Here is a 16,384-nt window from a genome sequence, read left to right on the forward strand (position 1 = left end):
CGGGAGCGGCTCGATGCAGCATTGTCAGCAGGCCCGGACCGGGATATCCAGAGGCGTGCGGCAATCGCTTAGCGACCGCTCAGTCTCCCAGGTGCCCGGCGTACGCGGTGTGCCCGGCGTACGCGGCCGGCGCGGGGCGGGCCGGCCTCGCCCTCAGCCGTCGTGCCGGCCGTCGCCGGCCGCCGCCAGGACCCTGGTGAGCTCCACCCGGGAGCGGATGCCCAGCGCGGCGAAGACGTTGCGCAGGTGGTGGTCGACCGTGCGGGGGCTGACCGACAGCCGCAGCGCGACCTCCCGGTTGGTGGCCCCCTCGGCCACGCAGCGCGCGATGCGCAGCTGCTGCGGGGTCAGTCCGCCCAGCACCCGCGGCGCGCCCTGCCCCGCCGTCTCGCCGGTGGCCCGCAGTTCGGCACGGGCCTGGTCGGCCCAGCTGCGGGCGCCGCACCGCTCGAAGGCCAGGAGCGCGTCGCGCAGCACCCCGCGGGCCGCGCCCGGCCGGCGCCCGCGGCGCAGCGCCTTGCCGTGCAGCAACTGGGTGCGGCCGTACTCGAAGTCGCTGTCGATCCGCGCGTGCTCCTCCAGCGCCTCCGCGAACAGCTCCGGCGCCTCCTGCGGCCCGGCGAGCAGGGCCCGGCAGCGGGCGAGCTGGACGGGCGCCATCGGGTCCGCGGTGACGGCGGTCCACTGGGCGAAGTGCGCCAGCGCGGCGCGGGCGGTGCGCCGGTCGCCCGCCTGGGCTGCCGCCTCCACCAGGCACGGCGCGGCCAGCGCCTGGAGCGCGAAGTGCCCGCGCCCGGCGCCGGTTCCCGGCAGTTCGCCCGAACCGGTGCCCACCAGCGGCTCCAGCCGGGCCGCGGCCTCGTGCGGCCTGCCGTGCCCCATGTCGCAGCGGGCCAGCGCCCACTGGGCCAGGGTGGCGGCCACGCCCAGACCGTGCGGCCCGGCGTCCTCGCCCGCCGCGCGGGCGTGCCCGGCGCAGGCGGCCGCGTCCCCCTCCACGGCGGCGGCCATCGCCAGCACCGCGTGGTGGTGGGCGGCGCAGTTGCGCTGGCCGCTGCGGCGGGCGCGGCGCAGCCCGTCCTCGGCGTGGGCGCGGGCCCGGCTGTGCCGCCCGGCCCGCAGCTCGCTGTAGGCCAGGTGCTCCAGCGCCTGGGGCACGACGGCGGCCGGCCCGCACGCCCGGGCGGCGGCCAGGGCGCGGGTGTTGAGGTCGTGGGCGGCCGCGACGTCGCCGACGACCAGGGCCACGATCCCGGCCCGTATCAGCCTCCAGGGCTGGCGCTCGCCGGCGGCGTGCTCCAGGACGCGCAGCAGCAGCGGGCCGCCGCGGTCGATGTCGCCGCGGAGCACCGCGTCCAGGCCCGCGCAGTAGTCGTCGAGCAGCGGGTCCCCGGCGGGCGTCTCCAGTCCGGCGATACGGGCGAGGTCGGCGCGGAAGCCGGCGATGTCGCCGATCGCCCAGGCCGCCTCGGTCGCGTGCAGCAGCGCCCGGCGGGCGGTGTGCGGGTCGTAGGGGCCCAGCAGCCGGGCGGCGTACGACAGCAGTTCATGGGCGTCGGTGACCACGCCGTTGCGCAACTCCAGCACCCCGCGCACGAGTTCGGTCCGGCCGCGCACGGTGTCGTGCACGGGCAGCGCGCGGGCCCGGTCCAGCAGGGCCAGGGCCCGGTACGGGCGTCCGGCCGACCAGGCGTGTTCGGCCGCGGCGGTCAGCCGGGCCGCGCGCACACCGGTGTCCTGGGATCCGCCGAACCCGCCGTCGGCTCCGGTGAGTTCGGCCGACCGCCACAGGGCGTCGGCCAGTTCGGCGTGGGTGTGCTCGTCGGTGGCCGTGGTGTCGGAGGCGGCGGCGGCCAGCGCGTCGGCCAGTTCCGGGTCCGCGCCCTGTGGCGGCAGGGCGGCCGCGGCACGGTGGCGCAGGGCGAGCAGCCGGTGCGGCGCTCCCGCGTTCACGGCCTCGCCGCTCCGGCCGCCCCCGGCGCGGGCGCCCTCCTCCCCGCGGGCGCCCTCCAGCGCGCGGGCGAGCAGCCGGTGGGCGGTGCGCCGGCGCTCGGGCGGCTCGCCCCAGTAGGCGGCGCGGCGCAGCAGCGAGTTCGCGAAGCGCAGCCGGTCGCCCTCGCGCCGCAGGGCGCCGCGGCCGCGGGCCGGGTCCGCTCCGTGCGGGCCGAGTCCGGCCAGGGCCGCGGCGCGCGCCAGGGTGGAGCAGTCCGCCGTGCCGCCCAGCTCGTACGCGGCGGCGGCCAGCAGCAGCAGGGTGCGGGCCTGTTCGGGCAGGTCCGCCAGTTCGGCGGCGGCCGAGCGCAGCCGCGGCCCGGTGGCGGGGAGCGGATGGGGCAGCGGTTCGGCGCCGGTGAGCTGGGCGGGGGTGAGGGAGGCGGCCAGGTCGGCGAGGAGGCCGGGGTTGCCGCCGCCGCTGTGCAGCAGCGCCTCGCGTACGGCCGGGTCGGCGTCGGCGGGCAGCAGCTCGTCCAGGAACGCGCCGGCGGCCGCGGCGTCCAGCGGCTCCAGCGCGGTCACCGGCAGCCCGGCCAGCAGCGGGTCCTCGGCGCCGTCGCAGTCCGCCGCGACCAGCATCGCGACGGGCAGCGGCGGGCCCAGCCGCCGGGCCGCGAAGCCCAGGACGCGGCGGCTGGGCGCGTCGAGGTGGTGCGCGTCGTCGACGCACAGCAGCAGCGGCCCCTCGGTCGCCAGGTCGTGCAGCAGCGCCGGCAGTCCGGCCAGCACCGGCCCCTCGTCGGCGGGCGCGGCGCCCAGTGTCAGGGCGCGGGCGAGGGCGGCGGTGCGCGGGTCGTCCGGTGCCGCCCGGTCGGCCACCGGCCGCAGCAGGGCGTGGAGTCCGCTGTAGGGGACGGCGGTCTCGGCCGCCGCGCCCCTCGCGCGCAGCACGGTGCCGCCCGGTCCGGACCTCTCGAAGGAGTCCGCGGCGTGCTCCAGCAGGGCGCCGGCGCCGAGTCCCGGTTCGGCCCGCACCAGCAGCGCGCCGCCCCGTCCCGCGCGTGCGCCGCCGATCAGTTCCGCAACGGCCTTCCGTGCGGTGTTCGCACCGTGCATCCGCGCATCCCTCCTCGGAAGGGACTTCCAGGTCGCCCGGGTCTGCCTTCACGACAGCACCGAGCCCGCATAGTGTCCATGACAATAAGGCCAGGTCGCGGCCACCGCCCAGCGGCCGGCCGGGCGGCGTGTGCGCTCGCACAACGGCTCCCCCGGCAGCCGCCGGGCCGCGACCGGCCGTCCTACGGTCGGCCCATGACACGAGAGTTCACCTCCTTCGACGGCGTGACCATCCGCTACCACCACTGGGACCCGGCGCCCAGCACGGACGGCGGACTGCCGGTCGTGGTGCTGCACCACGGCTTCATCGCCGACACCCACACCAACTGGGTCCGGCCCGGCGTCGTCGAGGTGCTGACCCGGCGGGGGCGGCGGGTGGCCGGCATCGACGCGCGCGGCCACGGCCGCTCCGGCAAGCCGCACGACGCCCGCCACTACGGCGAGGAGGCCATGGCGCGCGATCTGCTGGACCTGCTGGACGTCCTCGGCGAGAGGCGGGCACATCTGGTGGGCTACTCGATGGGCGCGGTCGCCGCGCTGCTGGCCGCCGCCCGGGACGAACGCGTCACCCGGCTGGTCGTCGGCGGGGTGGGGGCCGGGGTGGTCGAGCTGGGTGGGGTGGACACCCGCGAACTGCCCCCCGAACTGGTGGTGGCGGCGCTGCTGGCGGACGACCCGGCCGACGTGCCGCTGCGGATGGCGGGCCTGCGGATCTGGGCGGACGAGGTGGGCGCCGACCGCCGCGCCCTGGCCGCGCAGGGCAGGTCGATGCACCAGGGCCCGACCGCGCTGGCGGACGTCACCGTGCCGACCCTGGTGCTCGCGGGTGCGGACGATCCGCTGGCCGCGCGCCCCGGGGTGCTCGCCGACGCACTCCCCCGTGCCCGGCTGCGGACCCTGCGCGGCGACCATCTGACGGCCGTGCGCGACCCGTCCTTCGCCCCGGCGATAGCGGACTTCCTGGAGTCCGCCGACTGACGCCGGCCGGCGTGGGCCGGCGCGAGCCGACACCGGCCGCCGCGAGCAGGCCGCGGCGCCCGTACCCGAACCGTTCGCCCCGCGTACCGCCGCGCGTCACATCGGGCGGGTAGCGGGGCGGTGGACGGGGTACACCCATGGCCCACCGGGGGCGAGGCAGGGAGCGGGACGGCGGATGCGCGTGATGACGTGGAACGTGTGGTGGCGGTTCGGACCGTGGCGGGAGCGGTACGGGGCGATCCTCGCCACGCTGCGCGAGACGCGGCCCGACGCGGTCGGCCTGCAGGAGGTGTGGGCCCGCGGCGGGGAGAACCTGGCCGGACGGCTCGCCCGCGAACTGGACATGCACTGGGCCTGGGCCCCCTGGGAGGCTCCCGCGCAGTGGCGCGAGCGGCTGGACGACCCGGAGGTCGGCGTCGGCAACGCCGTGCTCAGCCGCTGGCCCATAGCGGACCGGGCCGTGGCCCCCCTGCCCCCTGTCGGCGGCGGCGACGAGCGGGTGGCGCTGTACGCGCTGCTGGACGCGCCCGGCCGCCCGGTGCCGTTCTTCACCACGCACCTGACCTCCGCCGCCCACGCCTCGGCCCTGCGCTGCCGGCAGGTCGCCGCCCTGACGGAGTTCGTCGCGGCGCACCGCGGCGGGGGCGGCTTCCCGCCCGTGGTCACCGGGGACTTCAACGCGACGCCCGACTCCGACGAGATCCGGCTGCTGGGCGGCTCCCGTACGGCCCCCGCCGTCGAGGGCCAGGTGCTGCCGGACGCCTGGGAGTACGCCGATCCGGCCGCCCCGGCCGCGACCCGGGACGCGGCCAACCCCTATGTCGCGGCCACCCTCCGGCCCAGCGCGCGCGTCGACTACATCCGCGTCGGGCCGCCCGGGCCGGGCGGGATCGGCCGCGTCACGGACGTGCGGCGGGCGGGCGACGGCCCGGTCGGCGGCGTCTGGCCCTCCGACCACGCCGCCGTCGTGGCGGACCTGGCCCTGGAGCCGGCCCGTGAGCCGGCCCGGGCGCGGGCCCCGAAACCGGCTCCCTGAAGGGGACGCGCCCGTCTACGGGCGGGCGCCCCCGTCCGGGACGGACAGCGGCAGCGCGCGGAAGTCGTCCAGCGGCAGCAGCCGGACACCACCGGGGCGGGCCAGGGCCTCGCGCATCCGCAGCAGCGGCCCGTCCGCCTCCCCCTCCTCGTCCGGGAGCAGGTAGTCCTCCAGGAAGGCACGGACAGGTCCGGGGTCGACCGTGTCCGGCCGCTCTCCGTCGGTGCCGAGGGACCGGGCGAGCACCAGCAGCAGCATTCCGTGGACCCGCTGCGCGCCGGGGCGCAGCGCGGGCTGGAAGTAGGGGATGTCCAGGGCCCGGGCGCCGCGCCGGGCGTAGAAGCGCAGCCGGGCGGCCGGGTCGCCGCGCTCGCCGTCCGCCTCGTGCGCCAGCGGGTGCTCCACCTCGGCGAGTGTCAGCAGCGGCCGGAAGCGCTCCTGCCAGGCTCCCTCGACCACCCCCATCAGCAGGCCGCCGAGCCCTCCGGAGCGGGCCCGGGGCCGCACCGTCAGGTAGGACAGCAGCAGGATCCGGCTCACCGCGTCCCACTCGCCGACGGCCACCGCCTGGGGGACGCCGGCTTCGTCCAGTACGGCGCCGACCACGACACTGCCGTCGGCCAGGCCGTCGCGGACCCACTGGAGGGTCTCCAGTTCGTCAGGGGGGAAGGACGGGACGAGGAGGTCGCCGTAGAGCGTCTCCAGCAGCGGATCGCCGTCCGCCACGTCGACCACCCGCATCACTGCCTCCACTCGCCCACGCCTAGGCCTCTCCTCCGGTCCGGCGGAATCCCCATCCGAAGAGGGCCGAAACCACCACGACCACCGCGATGATCAGCAGCGACCACAGCCCCTCCGCCGCGTAGCCGGACTGGAGGATCTGGCCGAGGCCCGAGACACCGATCGCGGCGACGACCGCCAGCATGGTGTCCATCCTGGCCCTGCGGCGGCGTTCCTGCCGGGCCTCGTCCCGGTCCTCCTGGGCTCCGCGCTGTGCGGTGATCTTATCCACGACCACGTCCAGCTGCTCGTGCGCGACCTCCTGGATGCGGTTCATCAGCTCCTCCACCCGCTCCGGATAGCCCGAATTCCTCAGGAGCAGGGCCAGGAACCGGGCGATGACCGGGGAGGAGAGCAGGGACGGGGAGCGTATGAGGGACAGGGTGGACCTGACCTGGACGGTGAACTCGTCCAGGAGGATCTTCTCCTCGTCCATCCTCCGCGACAGTTCCCGCAGGACGTCGGCGCTGCCCGGGGACCGCCCGTTCCCGGCCGCGACCACCTCCTCCCGCAGCCTCTCCACCCTTCTGTAGTGGTCGGCCAGTTCGTCGAACCACCCCGCGAAGAGCCCTTCGACGGAGGCGGCGAACTCGGCCACGGCCTTGTCGCCCTGGACGACGAAGTCGGCCGTCCCCAGCCGCACCAGCACCGTGGTGTTGCAGGTGCACAGCGCCGGGTTGCCGGTGATGTCCGCGACGGCCGACGAGAGGGACGAGTAGGGGCCGTCCACCGCGTACCGGCTCCACTCGGCCACCGCGCCCAGCGCGTTGGGGACCGGGTTGGCCAGCACCTGCGCCCCGGCCGTCGCCATGACCTCCCCGGCGCCGGTCAGCTCCCGCCGCACGGTGGACGGCGGCGCCCAGGGGCCGGCGGTCGCGGACGCCCGCTCGACGGTGACCACCACATGGAACATGCCGGGCCGCGCGGCGGATCCCACCTGCGCGGAACCGTCGTCCGGGCTCAGCCGGGCGGCGGTGTCCAGCGCGAGCTGCACCGCCAGGTCGGACAGGCGCGGCCACTGCTGCGGGGAGCCCTGCCGCCCCTCCTCGAGGACCACCCGCCCGGCCCCGTGCTCGGGGGCGGCCCGGAACATCAGCGCGTGCAGGTCGGCCGGGGAGAGGTCCTCGCACTCCGCCTCGAAGCGGACGCAGTGGTTGCCGAGCCTGGAGATCCGGATCTCGGCGCTCAGCCGGACGGGCTCGACGCCCTCGGGCACCGCCGTGCCGTCGAGGCCGTGGAGCAGTACGTCCGGCAGCCCGATGCACGCCCCCTCGTAGCCGCGTCCCAGCGAGTCCGCGCCGTCCCACACGTCGTCCAGGTCCAGGGTCTCCTCCACCCGCACCGCCCCGGCCCCCGCCAGGGTCCAGCCCCCGGCCTCCCGCGCGACCCGGTCGGCGGCCCGGCCGGGCCTGATCCCGCGCAGGGCGAACGGGTAGAGGAAGACCACCGAGCCCTGGTCGAGCCTGAGCCACTCGCGCCGGGCGCTGTCCCGGAGCGCGGTGAGGCTGAACCGGTGCGCCCGCACCTCGCTGCGGTACCGCGGGTCGATGCGCGGGTCGCTCTCCGCCGCCCTCAGCCCGGCGATCGCCTCCTCCAGCGCGGCGCCGGTCCGCAGGAATGCCTCCGCCGCGCGCACCGCGAGGGCCGTGGAGGTGCAGTAGACGTCGTTCCGGCCCGCCACCCGCAGCACGTACTCCCGCAGCCACGCGTACTCGGCGGGCAGCCCGCCCACCAGCTCAGCGGCTCGCCGGGCGTGGCGCGCGGCGGCCTCCGCCGCCGGCGCCTGCACCTGGGGCAGTCCGCTGACCATGGCGTTCTCGGCCCGGATCATGGCGTCCAGGGAGTCCATCAGACGGAGCACCGCGTCGGCGGCCGTCCGGTCGGCGGCGAGGCCGGGCGCCCAGCCGGCGGGGAGCGGGGGCCTCCAGTCCGCCGGGAGGCCCGGTCTCCTGGCGCGGGGGTCCACAGCCGTCGGATGGCCGGGGAAGCAGTCGCGTACGGCATCGAGCACATCCCACAGCAGACCGAAGTGGTAGGAGCTCTCCCACGCCTCCGCGACCTCGTGGAGCAGATAGCTCAGCAGCAGCGGTACGCCGTGCGGCTCGTTCCCGAGCCTCTCCAGGGCCGCCGACGTCCTCTCGTACGCCTTCCGCCAGCGGTCCCCGGGGCGTCTGAGGGTGGAGCGCGGATCCTCCGGCGGCCGCCGGGCGCTCCGCCCGCCGCCCGGCTCCCCCTCCGGTCCGCCCTCCGGTTCCCCGACGGGCTCGCCGTCGGGTGATTCGGCGTTCCAGTGCGGCAGGCCCTTGAGCCCGTCGACGTCCACCCCTCTGCCCACCAGCCAGTCGCGCAGCGGCTGGGGCTCCCCGTCCCACAGACTGTCCGTCATATCCGTGAACATCCGGGCAGGTTAGCGACGGGACCCGGTCCTCGGGCCGGTTCGGCGGAACTCCGGGAAACCGCCGGACCGGACCCGCGTTTTCCGTACACTCCCGCGAAACACCGGGAGCGGCGTGCGGAAACCGCCGAGAATCGATCCCATGACCGAGACACCCGTACCCGCGCCCCAGTCCGCGCCGCGGCCCGTGAACCTGACCGAGGCCCTGGCCTCCTTCACCGATGTCTACAGCCCCCGGATCGTGGCCCGGGTGAACGACTACGACGTGCGGATCGCCCACACCGAGGGCGAGCACGTATGGCACGTGCACGAGGAGACCGACGAGTTCTTCCTCGTCCTCGACGGCCGCTTCGACATCGCCCTGCGCGACGCCGACGGCGGCGAGAGGACCGTCGAGCTGCACAAGGGCGACGTGTTCGTGGTGCCGCGCGGCACCGAGCACAGGCCGTCCTCGGCCGGCGGGTCGATCCTGATGTTCGAGCCCACCGGGACGGCCTCGACCGGGGACCGCCACGAGGGGGAGATCCCCGGCCACGTGGACAGCACCACCGGCCACGCCCTGGCCTGAGGGCGCCTCGCCTCTTCCCCGCCGTGGCACGGCGGGGAAGAGGCGGGGGACGGGGGGGAGAAGCAAACGGCATTGGTACAGACCGGATTCGGTCAGCGGGCGGAACGTATCCTTTCCGCCTTTTTCGCCCACCCACCGGCCTCCTCCGCCCGGCCGGACGACCCCCGTTGCGCCGCGCGCACCCGGCCGCACCGTCCGGGAACGGACCGGAAGTCGCCCTTAACGATTGGTCTGAACCAATCTATCGTCACCGGCGAGGCCCTGCGCACGGCAGGCCGCCACCCCCCGTACCGCTCCGCACGCCGGCCGAGGAGGCCGCGCGCGGAGGTGAGGAGGAGCCCCCACATGCGACAGAACGAACACGCGCCACGGACGGCGCGGACGACGCGGAGGAGTCCCGCGAGGCTGCTGGCCTCGCTCTTCGCCTTCGTACTGGCACTGCCTCTCACGATTGTCATGACCTCAGCAAGTTCGGCGGGCGCCCACGGCTGGATCACCTCCCCGCCCAGCCGCCAGGACCACTGCGCCACCGGCCGGGTCACCGGCTGCGACGGACTGCAGTACGAGCCGCAGAGCGTCGAGGCACCCAAGGGCTCGCGCCTGTGCAGCGGCGGCACCCGCTGGACCTTCCTGGACGACGACAGCCGCAACTGGCCGGTGACACAGGTCTCCAGCACCGTCACCTTCCAGTGGCGGCTGACCGCCGCGCACAGCACCAGCACCTGGGACTACTACGTCGACGGCGTCCTGTTCAAGCGGTTCGACCAGGGCGGCACCCGCCCGCCGTCGAACATCTCGCACACCCTGAGCGGCCTGCCCTCCGGCAAGCACAAGATCCTCGCCGTGTGGAACGTCGCGGACACCGCCAACGCGTTCTACAACTGCGTGGACGTCCAGGTCGGCAGCGGCGGCGGAGACGGTGGTGGCGGCGACGACGGCGGGACGCCGACCCCGCCGGCCGAGTGCGTCTCCTCCCCCGCCTGGGACCGTTCCACCGCCTACACCGGCGGCCGGACCGTCACCCACCGCGGCCACGCCTGGCGGGCCGCCTGGTGGACGCGCGGCGAGGAACCGGGTGTCTCCGGGGTCTGGCGGGACCTGGGCCCCTGCTGAACCGCGTCCCCGGTGGCCGGCGCCTCCCCGACGCGGGACGCCGGCCACCGGGCCGTGCCGGAACCCGTCCGGACGGCGGCGCGCCGGCCCTCCCCCGATCGTGTGCTCGCGGCACCGGGCCCCCCGCCATCGGTGCCGCACACGGCCCCACCCACATGTCGCGGCCACGCGGAGGACGGCCGGAGCAGCACAATGGCCCGCGTCGCCCACCGAAGCACCAGGGAAGGGGCAGCGGGATGCGGGCAGGCGTGAGGGGCACCGCTCCCCGCGGAGCGGACCGGCGGCCACGCGCCGGGACGGGGACCGGGCACCGGTGACCGGCGGGGAGTGGACCGGGGTGGCGGTTGCGGCCGCCGTCGCCGCCTACGCCCTGGGGTCGCGCAGACTCGCCGGCACCCCCGTCTCCACCGCCATGGTCTTCGCCGCCTTCGGGCTCCTGATCGGCCCGGCCGGGCTGGGGCTCCCACTGCCCGGACCCGACTCCGGCCTCCTGCTGCCGCTACTGGAGACCGCCCTGGCCCTGGTGCTGTTCACCGACGCGATGGCGATCCGCAGATGGACGCTGCGCCGGAGCCGCTTCCTGCCCGGCCGCCTCCTGGGGATCGGACTGCCGCTGACCATCGGCACGGGATGGCTGCTGGCCTGGCCGCTGTTCCCGGAACTCGGCGTCTGGGAACTGGCGCTGGTCGGCGCCGTCCTCGCCCCGACCGACGCGGCGCTGGGCAGGACCACGGTCTCCTCCCCGCAGGTCCCCGCGCTGGTGCGCCAGGGCCTCACCGTCGAGAGCGGGCTGAACGACGGCATGGTCCTGCCCTTCTTCGTCCTCTTCCTCGCGGCCGTGCCCGGGACGGCCTCGGCGGAGGCCGGGGCGGCCCAGGTGTTCTGGCGCGCCCTGGTGCTGAGCACCGCCCTGGGCGTGCTGGCCGGGTGGGCCGGCGGACGGCTGCTGAAGTGGTCGGACGCCAGGGGCTGGGTCACCCCGGAGTGGGGCCAGGCACTCCCCCTGGCCCTTGCCGCCGGCTCCTACCTCCTCGCGGACGCGACCGGGGGGAGCGGGTTCATCGCCGTGTGGACGGCGGGTTTCGCCTTCGGCGCCGCGCTGCGGTTCGTGACCGGCCCGGAGGGCTCCGAGAACGCCGCCGCGCTGGCGGAGGACCTCGGCGGGCTGCTGGCCGCACTGAGCTTCCTGGTGTTCGGCGCGGTGCTGCTCGGTCCCACCCTGGAACGGCTGGAGTGGCGGACCGTCTGCTACGCGCTGCTCAGCCTCACCGTGGTCCGTATGGTCCCGGTGGCCCTCTCACTGCTCGGCAGCGGCCTGCGCGCGCCCACGGTCGCCTTCGTCGGCTGGTTCGGGCCGCGCGGCCTGGCCTCCGTCATCCTGGGGCTCCTGGCGGTACGGGAGGGCGGCCCCGGGCTTGAGCCGCTGAGCGGCGTGATGGCGGTCACCGTCTTCCTCAGCATCGTCCTGCACGGCGTCTCCGCGTCGGTGCTCTCGGATCGCCTGGGCCGGTGGTACACGGCGGCCTCCGCCGGGGCCGGGGCGCCGCTGCGGGAGGAGATGGACACCGGACCGGCGGGGGAGGAGTGGCTCGGCGCCCGGCGCCGCTGGCTCGGACCGTTCACCCGGCCGGACCGGCGCGGGCCCCCTGGGAAGTGACCCCGGCTCGGTGACCGCGGCCGCCGGAGCCTGCCCTCGGGGCCGTGGACGGGTAAGCGGCTCATCCGGTCTTCGTACCACGCTCCGGGGCGGGCGGTCAGAGCCTTGCGACCACCACGCGGTCGCCGCACAGCTTGCGCATGCCGTCCTCGTCGGAGGCGAAGCCGGTGACGGCGCCGGGCGGCGGCCGGCCCGTTCCGTCACGCCGCCGCCCCCTGTTGTCGCCCCGCCGTCATGCCGTCCTCACGCCGCCGGGCCCGTGAGGCGGGCGTGGAGGCGGCGGGCGGAGGCGTCGGTGAGGGAGGCGATCTGGTCGACGATCACGCGCAGCCGGGCCCGGTCGTCGCCGGCCTGCGAGAACAGCGCGCGGAACTGCGGGTCCAGGCCGTCCGGGGCACGGGCGACCAGGGATTCGGCCAGTCCGGCCAGGATGTCGCGCTGTTCGCCGCGCAGCCGCTCCTGATCGGGACGCTGCATGACGTACCGGTCGGCGACGGCCTTGAGCACGTCGCACTCCAGACGCGCGGCGCGCGGGACCACCAGGCGGGCGCCGTAGCGGGTCAGGCGGCCCGAGCCGTATGCCGCCCGGGTGGTGCCCTCGGCGGCCAGGCAGAACCGTCCGATGAGCTGGCTGGTGGCGTCCTTCAGCCGGGCCTGGGCGACGGCCGTGCCGTCGTAGCCGTGCGGCCACCACTCCTGGTCCAGCAGCCGGTCCAGGGCCTCGGCGAGTTCGGCCTCCTCGGTGCCGGGCGGCGCGTAGCGGGCGGCGGCGACGGCGAAGACCTCGCGGCGCTCGGGTTCGGCCAGCAGCAGGTTGGGGTCGAGGTGGCCGGCGTGGAGACCGTCCTCGACATCGTGGACGGAGTAGGCCACGTCGTCGGACCAGTCCATGACCTGCGCTTCAAAACACTGTGCGTGTTCGGGCGCACCTCGCCGGAACCACTCGAAGACCGGCAGATCGTCCTCGTAGGCGCCGAACTTCCGCGACGCGGGGTCGGCGGGGTGGCCGCCGCGCGGCCAGGGGTACTTGGTGGCGGCGTCCAGCGCGGCGCGGGTGAGGTTGAGGCCCACACAGGCCGGCGGGCCGCCGTCTCCGTCCGCCGGTCCGGCGAACCGTTTCGGCTCCAGCCGCGACAGCAGCCGCAGCGACTGCGCGTTGCCCTCGAAGCCGCCGCAGGGCTCGGCGATCTCGTCCAGTACGCGCTCGCCGTTGTGCCCGAAGGGCGGGTGGCCCAGGTCGTGGGCGAGGCAGGCGGTCTCCACCAGGTCCGGGTCGCAGCCGAGCGCGGCGCCCAGCTCCCGGCCCACCTGGGCGCACTCCAGGGAGTGCGTCAGGCGGGTGCGGGGGGTGGCGTCCCAGGCGCCGGCGGCGGCGTCGGGGGTGACCACCTGGGTCTTGCCCGCGAGCCGCCGCAGCGCGGCGGAGTGCAGCACCCGCGCCCGGTCGCGCTGGAAGGCGGTGCGTCCGGGCCGTTTGTCTGGCTCGGGCACCCAGCGTTCCAGCGCCGCGCCGTCGTAGCCGGCGACGTGCTCCACCGGTCCGTCGCCCCAGGGGCTGTACGTCGTGTCGTCCATGGCGTACGCATCGCCATACCCGCCGCTCATACACCGACGCTAGCCGCCCCGGGTGACAGCGCGGGCCGGCGCGGGCGGGTCCGGTCGGTCAGCGGGCGCGGACCGGCGTCCTCCGCACCGGGCGGATGACGGGCCCGCGGGCCACCGTACGCGCCCGGGCGAGCGCCTCGTCGTAGCGGTGCAGGACGAGGCGGGCCAGTGCCGGATGCGCGCCCAGCGCGGGGGCGGCCGGCAGGCCGGGGGCGTCGCGCGCGCACCGGGCGGCGAAGAGGCCCGGCGCGGTGAAGTACGAGGCCAGGGCGGCATCGTGGCGCCCGGCGGCGCGCAGGGCGGCCACGGCTTCGGGCACGGTCGGCCGGGCGGCCGAGGCGTAGGCGGGCAGCACCGGGACGCCGCCGAGGCGTGCGGAGAGCAGGGCGGCCGTCCGTTCGGCGTCCCGGGCCGAGTCCGGATCGCGCGAGCCGGCCGCCGCCAGCACCACGCCGCCGGTGCGGTACGCGCCGGCGGCGCTCCAGCCCGTCTCGGCCAGCCGCCCGGCCAGCGCCTCGGCCAGCAGCGGATGGGGCCCCAGTGGCGCGGCGGTCCGCACGGACAGGTGCCCGGCGGCGGCCGCGGCCTCGGGCAGGTCGTGTTTGACGTGGTGGCCGCGGCCCAGGAGCAGCGGGACGAGGACCGCCTGACCGGCCGGGAGCGCGTCGAGGGCGTCCGGCAGCAGCGGCTCGTTCAGCTCCACGTGCCCGAGTTCCACCCGCAGGCCGGGCCGCAGGGACCGCACGAGGCCGAGCAGTGCGGTGACGGTGCGCAGCGCTCCGGGGTCGCGGGAGCCGTGGGCGACCGCGACCAGCGGGGGCGACGGGCGGGGGCGGACGCGGAAGGGGGAGGTCATGGGGCGAGTGTGGCGGGCCCCGGTTGCCCCGCCGTTGCGGCGTCGTGACGCCCGGTTGCGCACGGCTCACGGCGCCCGCCGGGGCGGGCTGAGGCCGGTGTGCCGGGCCCGTAACCCGCAAGGGCGCACGGCGTAACACGCGCGACGCACGCTGGGCGGCATGAGCGCGACGACTGCCCAGCCCGACGGACAGGCCTCCCAGGCGCCCGCGGAGAGTGTGGACACCCACTGCCCGTACTGCGCCCTGCAGTGCGGCATGGGGCTGCGCCCCACCGGGGGCGGAAAGGGGGTCGAGGTGGTCGAGCGCACCGCGTTCGACGTCAACCGGGGCGCGCTGTGCGGCAAGGGCCGCACCGCACCGGCCGTGCTCTCCTCCCGGGTGCGGCTGACCGGGCCGCTGGTGCGGCGCCGCGCCGGCGGGCCGCTGGAGCCGGCCGGCTGGGACGAGGCGCTGGACCGCGTCGCGGCGGGGCTGTCGGACACCCGGGCCGCCCACGGGGCGGACGCGGTGGGGGTGTTCGGCGGGGGCGGGCTGACGAACGAGAAGGCGTACGCGCTGGGCAAGTTCGCCCGGCTGGTGCTGGGCACCTCCCAGATCGACTACAACGGCCGGTTCTGCATGTCCTCGGCGGCCGCCGCCCTGAACAGGGCGTTCGGGCTGGACCGGGGGCTGCCCTTCCCGCTGGCGGACGTCGCGCGCACCGGCTGCGTGATCCTGGTGGGCGCCAACCCCGCCGACACCATGCCGCCCGCCCTGCGCTACTTCACCGAGCTGCGCGAGCGGGGCGGGAAGCTGATCGTGATCGACCCCCGCCGCACCCGTACCGCCGAGCACGCCGACCTGCACCTGGCCCCGCGCCCCGGCACGGACCTGGCCCTGGCGCTGGGCATGCTGCATCTGGTGGTGGCCGAGGGGCGGGTGGACTCCGACTTCGTGGCGGCGCGCACCAGCGGCTGGGAGGAGGCGCGCGCGGCGGCGATGGCGCACTGGCCGGAACTGGTGGAGCGGATCACCGGGGTGCCGGTGCCCGCGCTGCGCGAGGCGGTGGCGCTGTTCTGCGACGCGGAGTCGTCGATGGTGCTCACCGCGCGCGGGCCCGAGCAGCAGTCCAAGGGCACCGACACCGTCGGCGCCTGGATCAACCTGTGCCTGGCCACCGGCCGGGCGGGGCGCCCGCTGTCCGGCTACGGCTGCCTGACCGGGCAGGGCAACGGCCAGGGCGGGCGCGAGCACGGCCAGAAGGCCGATCAGCTGCCCGGCTACCGCAGGCTGGACGACCCGGCGGCACGCGAGCACGTGGCGCGGGTGTGGGGTGTGGACCCCGGTGTGCTGCCGGGGCCGGGGCGCAGCGCGTACGAGCTGCTGGAGGCGCTCGGCCGCGATGTGCGCGCCCTGCTGCTGACCGGCTCCAACCCGGTGGTCTCCGCTCCGCGTGCCGCCCATGTGGAGCAGCGGCTGCGGTCGCTGGACTTCCTGGCGGTGTGCGACGTGGTGCTGTCGGAGACGGCCGCGCTGGCGGACGTGGTGCTGCCGGTGGCGCAGTGGGCGGAGGAGACGGGGACGATGACCAGCCTGGAGGGCCGGGTGCTGCTGCGCCGCAGGGCCGTGGACGCCCCGCCCGGGGTGCGCACCGACCTGGAGGTGCTGAACGCGCTGGCGGCGCGGCTGGGCTGGGAGAAGGGCTTCCCCACCGATCCGGAGGAGGTCTTCGAGGAACTGCGGCGGGCCTCGGCCGGGGGCCCGGCGGACTACTCGGGGATCACCTACCGCCGTATCGCCGAGGAGGACGGGGTCTTCTGGCCGTGCCCGGAGGTTCCGGGTACGGACGAGGCCGACGACCCGGCGGTGGACCGCTCCCCCGCCCCCCACCCCGGCACCCCGCGCCTGTTCCTGGACCGTTTCGCCACCGGCGACGGCCGGGCCCGCTTCGCGCCCGTCGCCCACCGCCCCCCGGCGGAGGAACCGGACGCCGGCCACCCGCTGCTGCTGACCACGGGCCGGGTGCCGGCCCAGTACCAGTCGGGCGCCCAGACCCGGCGGGTGGCGGAGCTGAACGACGCCGCCCCGGGACCGTTCGTCGAGCTCCATCCGCGGCTGGCCGAGCGGATCGGGGTGGCCGAGGGGGAGGCGGTGGCGGTGGTCTCGCGGCGGGGGCGGGCGGTGGCGCCGGCCCGGATCACACCGGACATCCGCCCGGACACGGTGTTCATGCCGTTCCACTGGCCGGGCGAGGGGCGCGCCAACACCCTGACCAACCCGGCCCTGGACCCGATCTCGCGCATGCCGGAGTTCAAGGTCTGCGCGGTCCGGGTGGACCGCGCGGAGGATTTGAGGTAGCAATTCG

General features: G+C 76.4%; 11 protein-coding genes. 6 read left to right on the forward strand and 5 right to left on the reverse strand.

The features are described from left to right. Positions 1-153: 153 nt before the first annotated feature. A complete protein-coding gene (locus ACW69E_RS00090) occupies positions 154-3,051 on the reverse strand; it encodes a LuxR C-terminal-related transcriptional regulator (RefSeq protein ID WP_457496102.1) in 2,898 nt (965 codons plus the stop codon). 195 nt (positions 3,052-3,246) lie between these two features. Here ACW69E_RS00090 and ACW69E_RS00095 point away from each other — a divergent pair, with 195 nt between their 5' ends. Together ACW69E_RS00095 and ACW69E_RS00100 are read left to right on the forward strand one after the other, a co-directional pair. Continuing rightward, on the forward strand, positions 3,247-4,029 hold the full coding sequence (locus ACW69E_RS00095; RefSeq protein ID WP_457496103.1) for an alpha/beta fold hydrolase: 783 nt from the start codon (positions 3,247-3,249) through the stop codon (positions 4,027-4,029). Positions 4,030-4,204: 175 nt separating this feature from the next. Further along, on the forward strand, positions 4,205-5,065 hold the full coding sequence (locus ACW69E_RS00100; protein WP_457496104.1) for an endonuclease/exonuclease/phosphatase family protein: 861 nt from the start codon (positions 4,205-4,207) through the stop codon (positions 5,063-5,065). Between the two features lie 15 nt (positions 5,066-5,080). Here ACW69E_RS00100 and ACW69E_RS00105 read toward each other — a convergent pair whose 3' ends face one another. Both ACW69E_RS00105 and ACW69E_RS00110 read right to left on the reverse strand, forming a co-directional pair. Continuing rightward, the gene (locus ACW69E_RS00105) at positions 5,081-5,806 is read right to left on the reverse strand and encodes a GNAT family N-acetyltransferase (protein WP_457496105.1); all 726 of its coding nucleotides are present in this window, start codon (positions 5,804-5,806) and stop codon (positions 5,081-5,083) included. Positions 5,807-5,828: 22 nt separating this feature from the next. Continuing rightward, the gene (locus ACW69E_RS00110) at positions 5,829-8,231 is read right to left on the reverse strand and encodes a hypothetical protein (protein WP_457496106.1); all 2,403 of its coding nucleotides are present in this window, start codon (positions 8,229-8,231) and stop codon (positions 5,829-5,831) included. Positions 8,232-8,382: 151 nt separating this feature from the next. Between ACW69E_RS00110 and ACW69E_RS00115 the strand changes: the two genes are divergently transcribed. The 3 genes from ACW69E_RS00115 to ACW69E_RS00125 all read left to right on the forward strand — a co-directional run bounded on the left by ACW69E_RS00115 (position 8,383) and on the right by ACW69E_RS00125 (position 11,578). Next, complete coding sequence (locus ACW69E_RS00115) at positions 8,383-8,808, forward strand: cupin domain-containing protein (protein ID WP_457496107.1); 426 nt, start codon at positions 8,383-8,385, stop codon at positions 8,806-8,808. 345 nt (positions 8,809-9,153) lie between these two features. After that, the gene (locus tag ACW69E_RS00120; protein ID WP_457496108.1) at positions 9,154-9,921 is read left to right on the forward strand and encodes a lytic polysaccharide monooxygenase; all 768 of its coding nucleotides are present in this window, start codon (positions 9,154-9,156) and stop codon (positions 9,919-9,921) included. Positions 9,922-10,258: 337 nt separating this feature from the next. Continuing rightward, positions 10,259-11,578, forward strand: coding sequence for a cation:proton antiporter (locus tag ACW69E_RS00125; RefSeq protein ID WP_457496109.1), 1,320 nt, complete (start codon positions 10,259-10,261; stop codon positions 11,576-11,578). Between the two features lie 243 nt (positions 11,579-11,821). Here the strand turns inward: ACW69E_RS00125 and ACW69E_RS00130 are convergent, their stop codons facing one another. Then, positions 11,822-13,153, reverse strand: coding sequence for a deoxyguanosinetriphosphate triphosphohydrolase (locus tag ACW69E_RS00130; protein WP_457496389.1), 1,332 nt, complete (start codon positions 13,151-13,153; stop codon positions 11,822-11,824). Positions 13,154-13,241: 88 nt separating this feature from the next. Beyond that, positions 13,242-14,039, reverse strand: coding sequence for a sirohydrochlorin chelatase (locus ACW69E_RS00135; RefSeq protein ID WP_457496110.1), 798 nt, complete (start codon positions 14,037-14,039; stop codon positions 13,242-13,244). 160 nt (positions 14,040-14,199) lie between these two features. Between ACW69E_RS00135 and ACW69E_RS00140 the strand changes: the two genes are divergently transcribed. Continuing rightward, a complete protein-coding gene (locus ACW69E_RS00140; RefSeq protein ID WP_457496111.1) occupies positions 14,200-16,377 on the forward strand; it encodes a molybdopterin oxidoreductase family protein in 2,178 nt (725 codons plus the stop codon). Positions 16,378-16,384: the final 7 nt, after the last annotated feature.

This window comes from Streptomyces sp. SS8 (assembly GCF_054072955.1).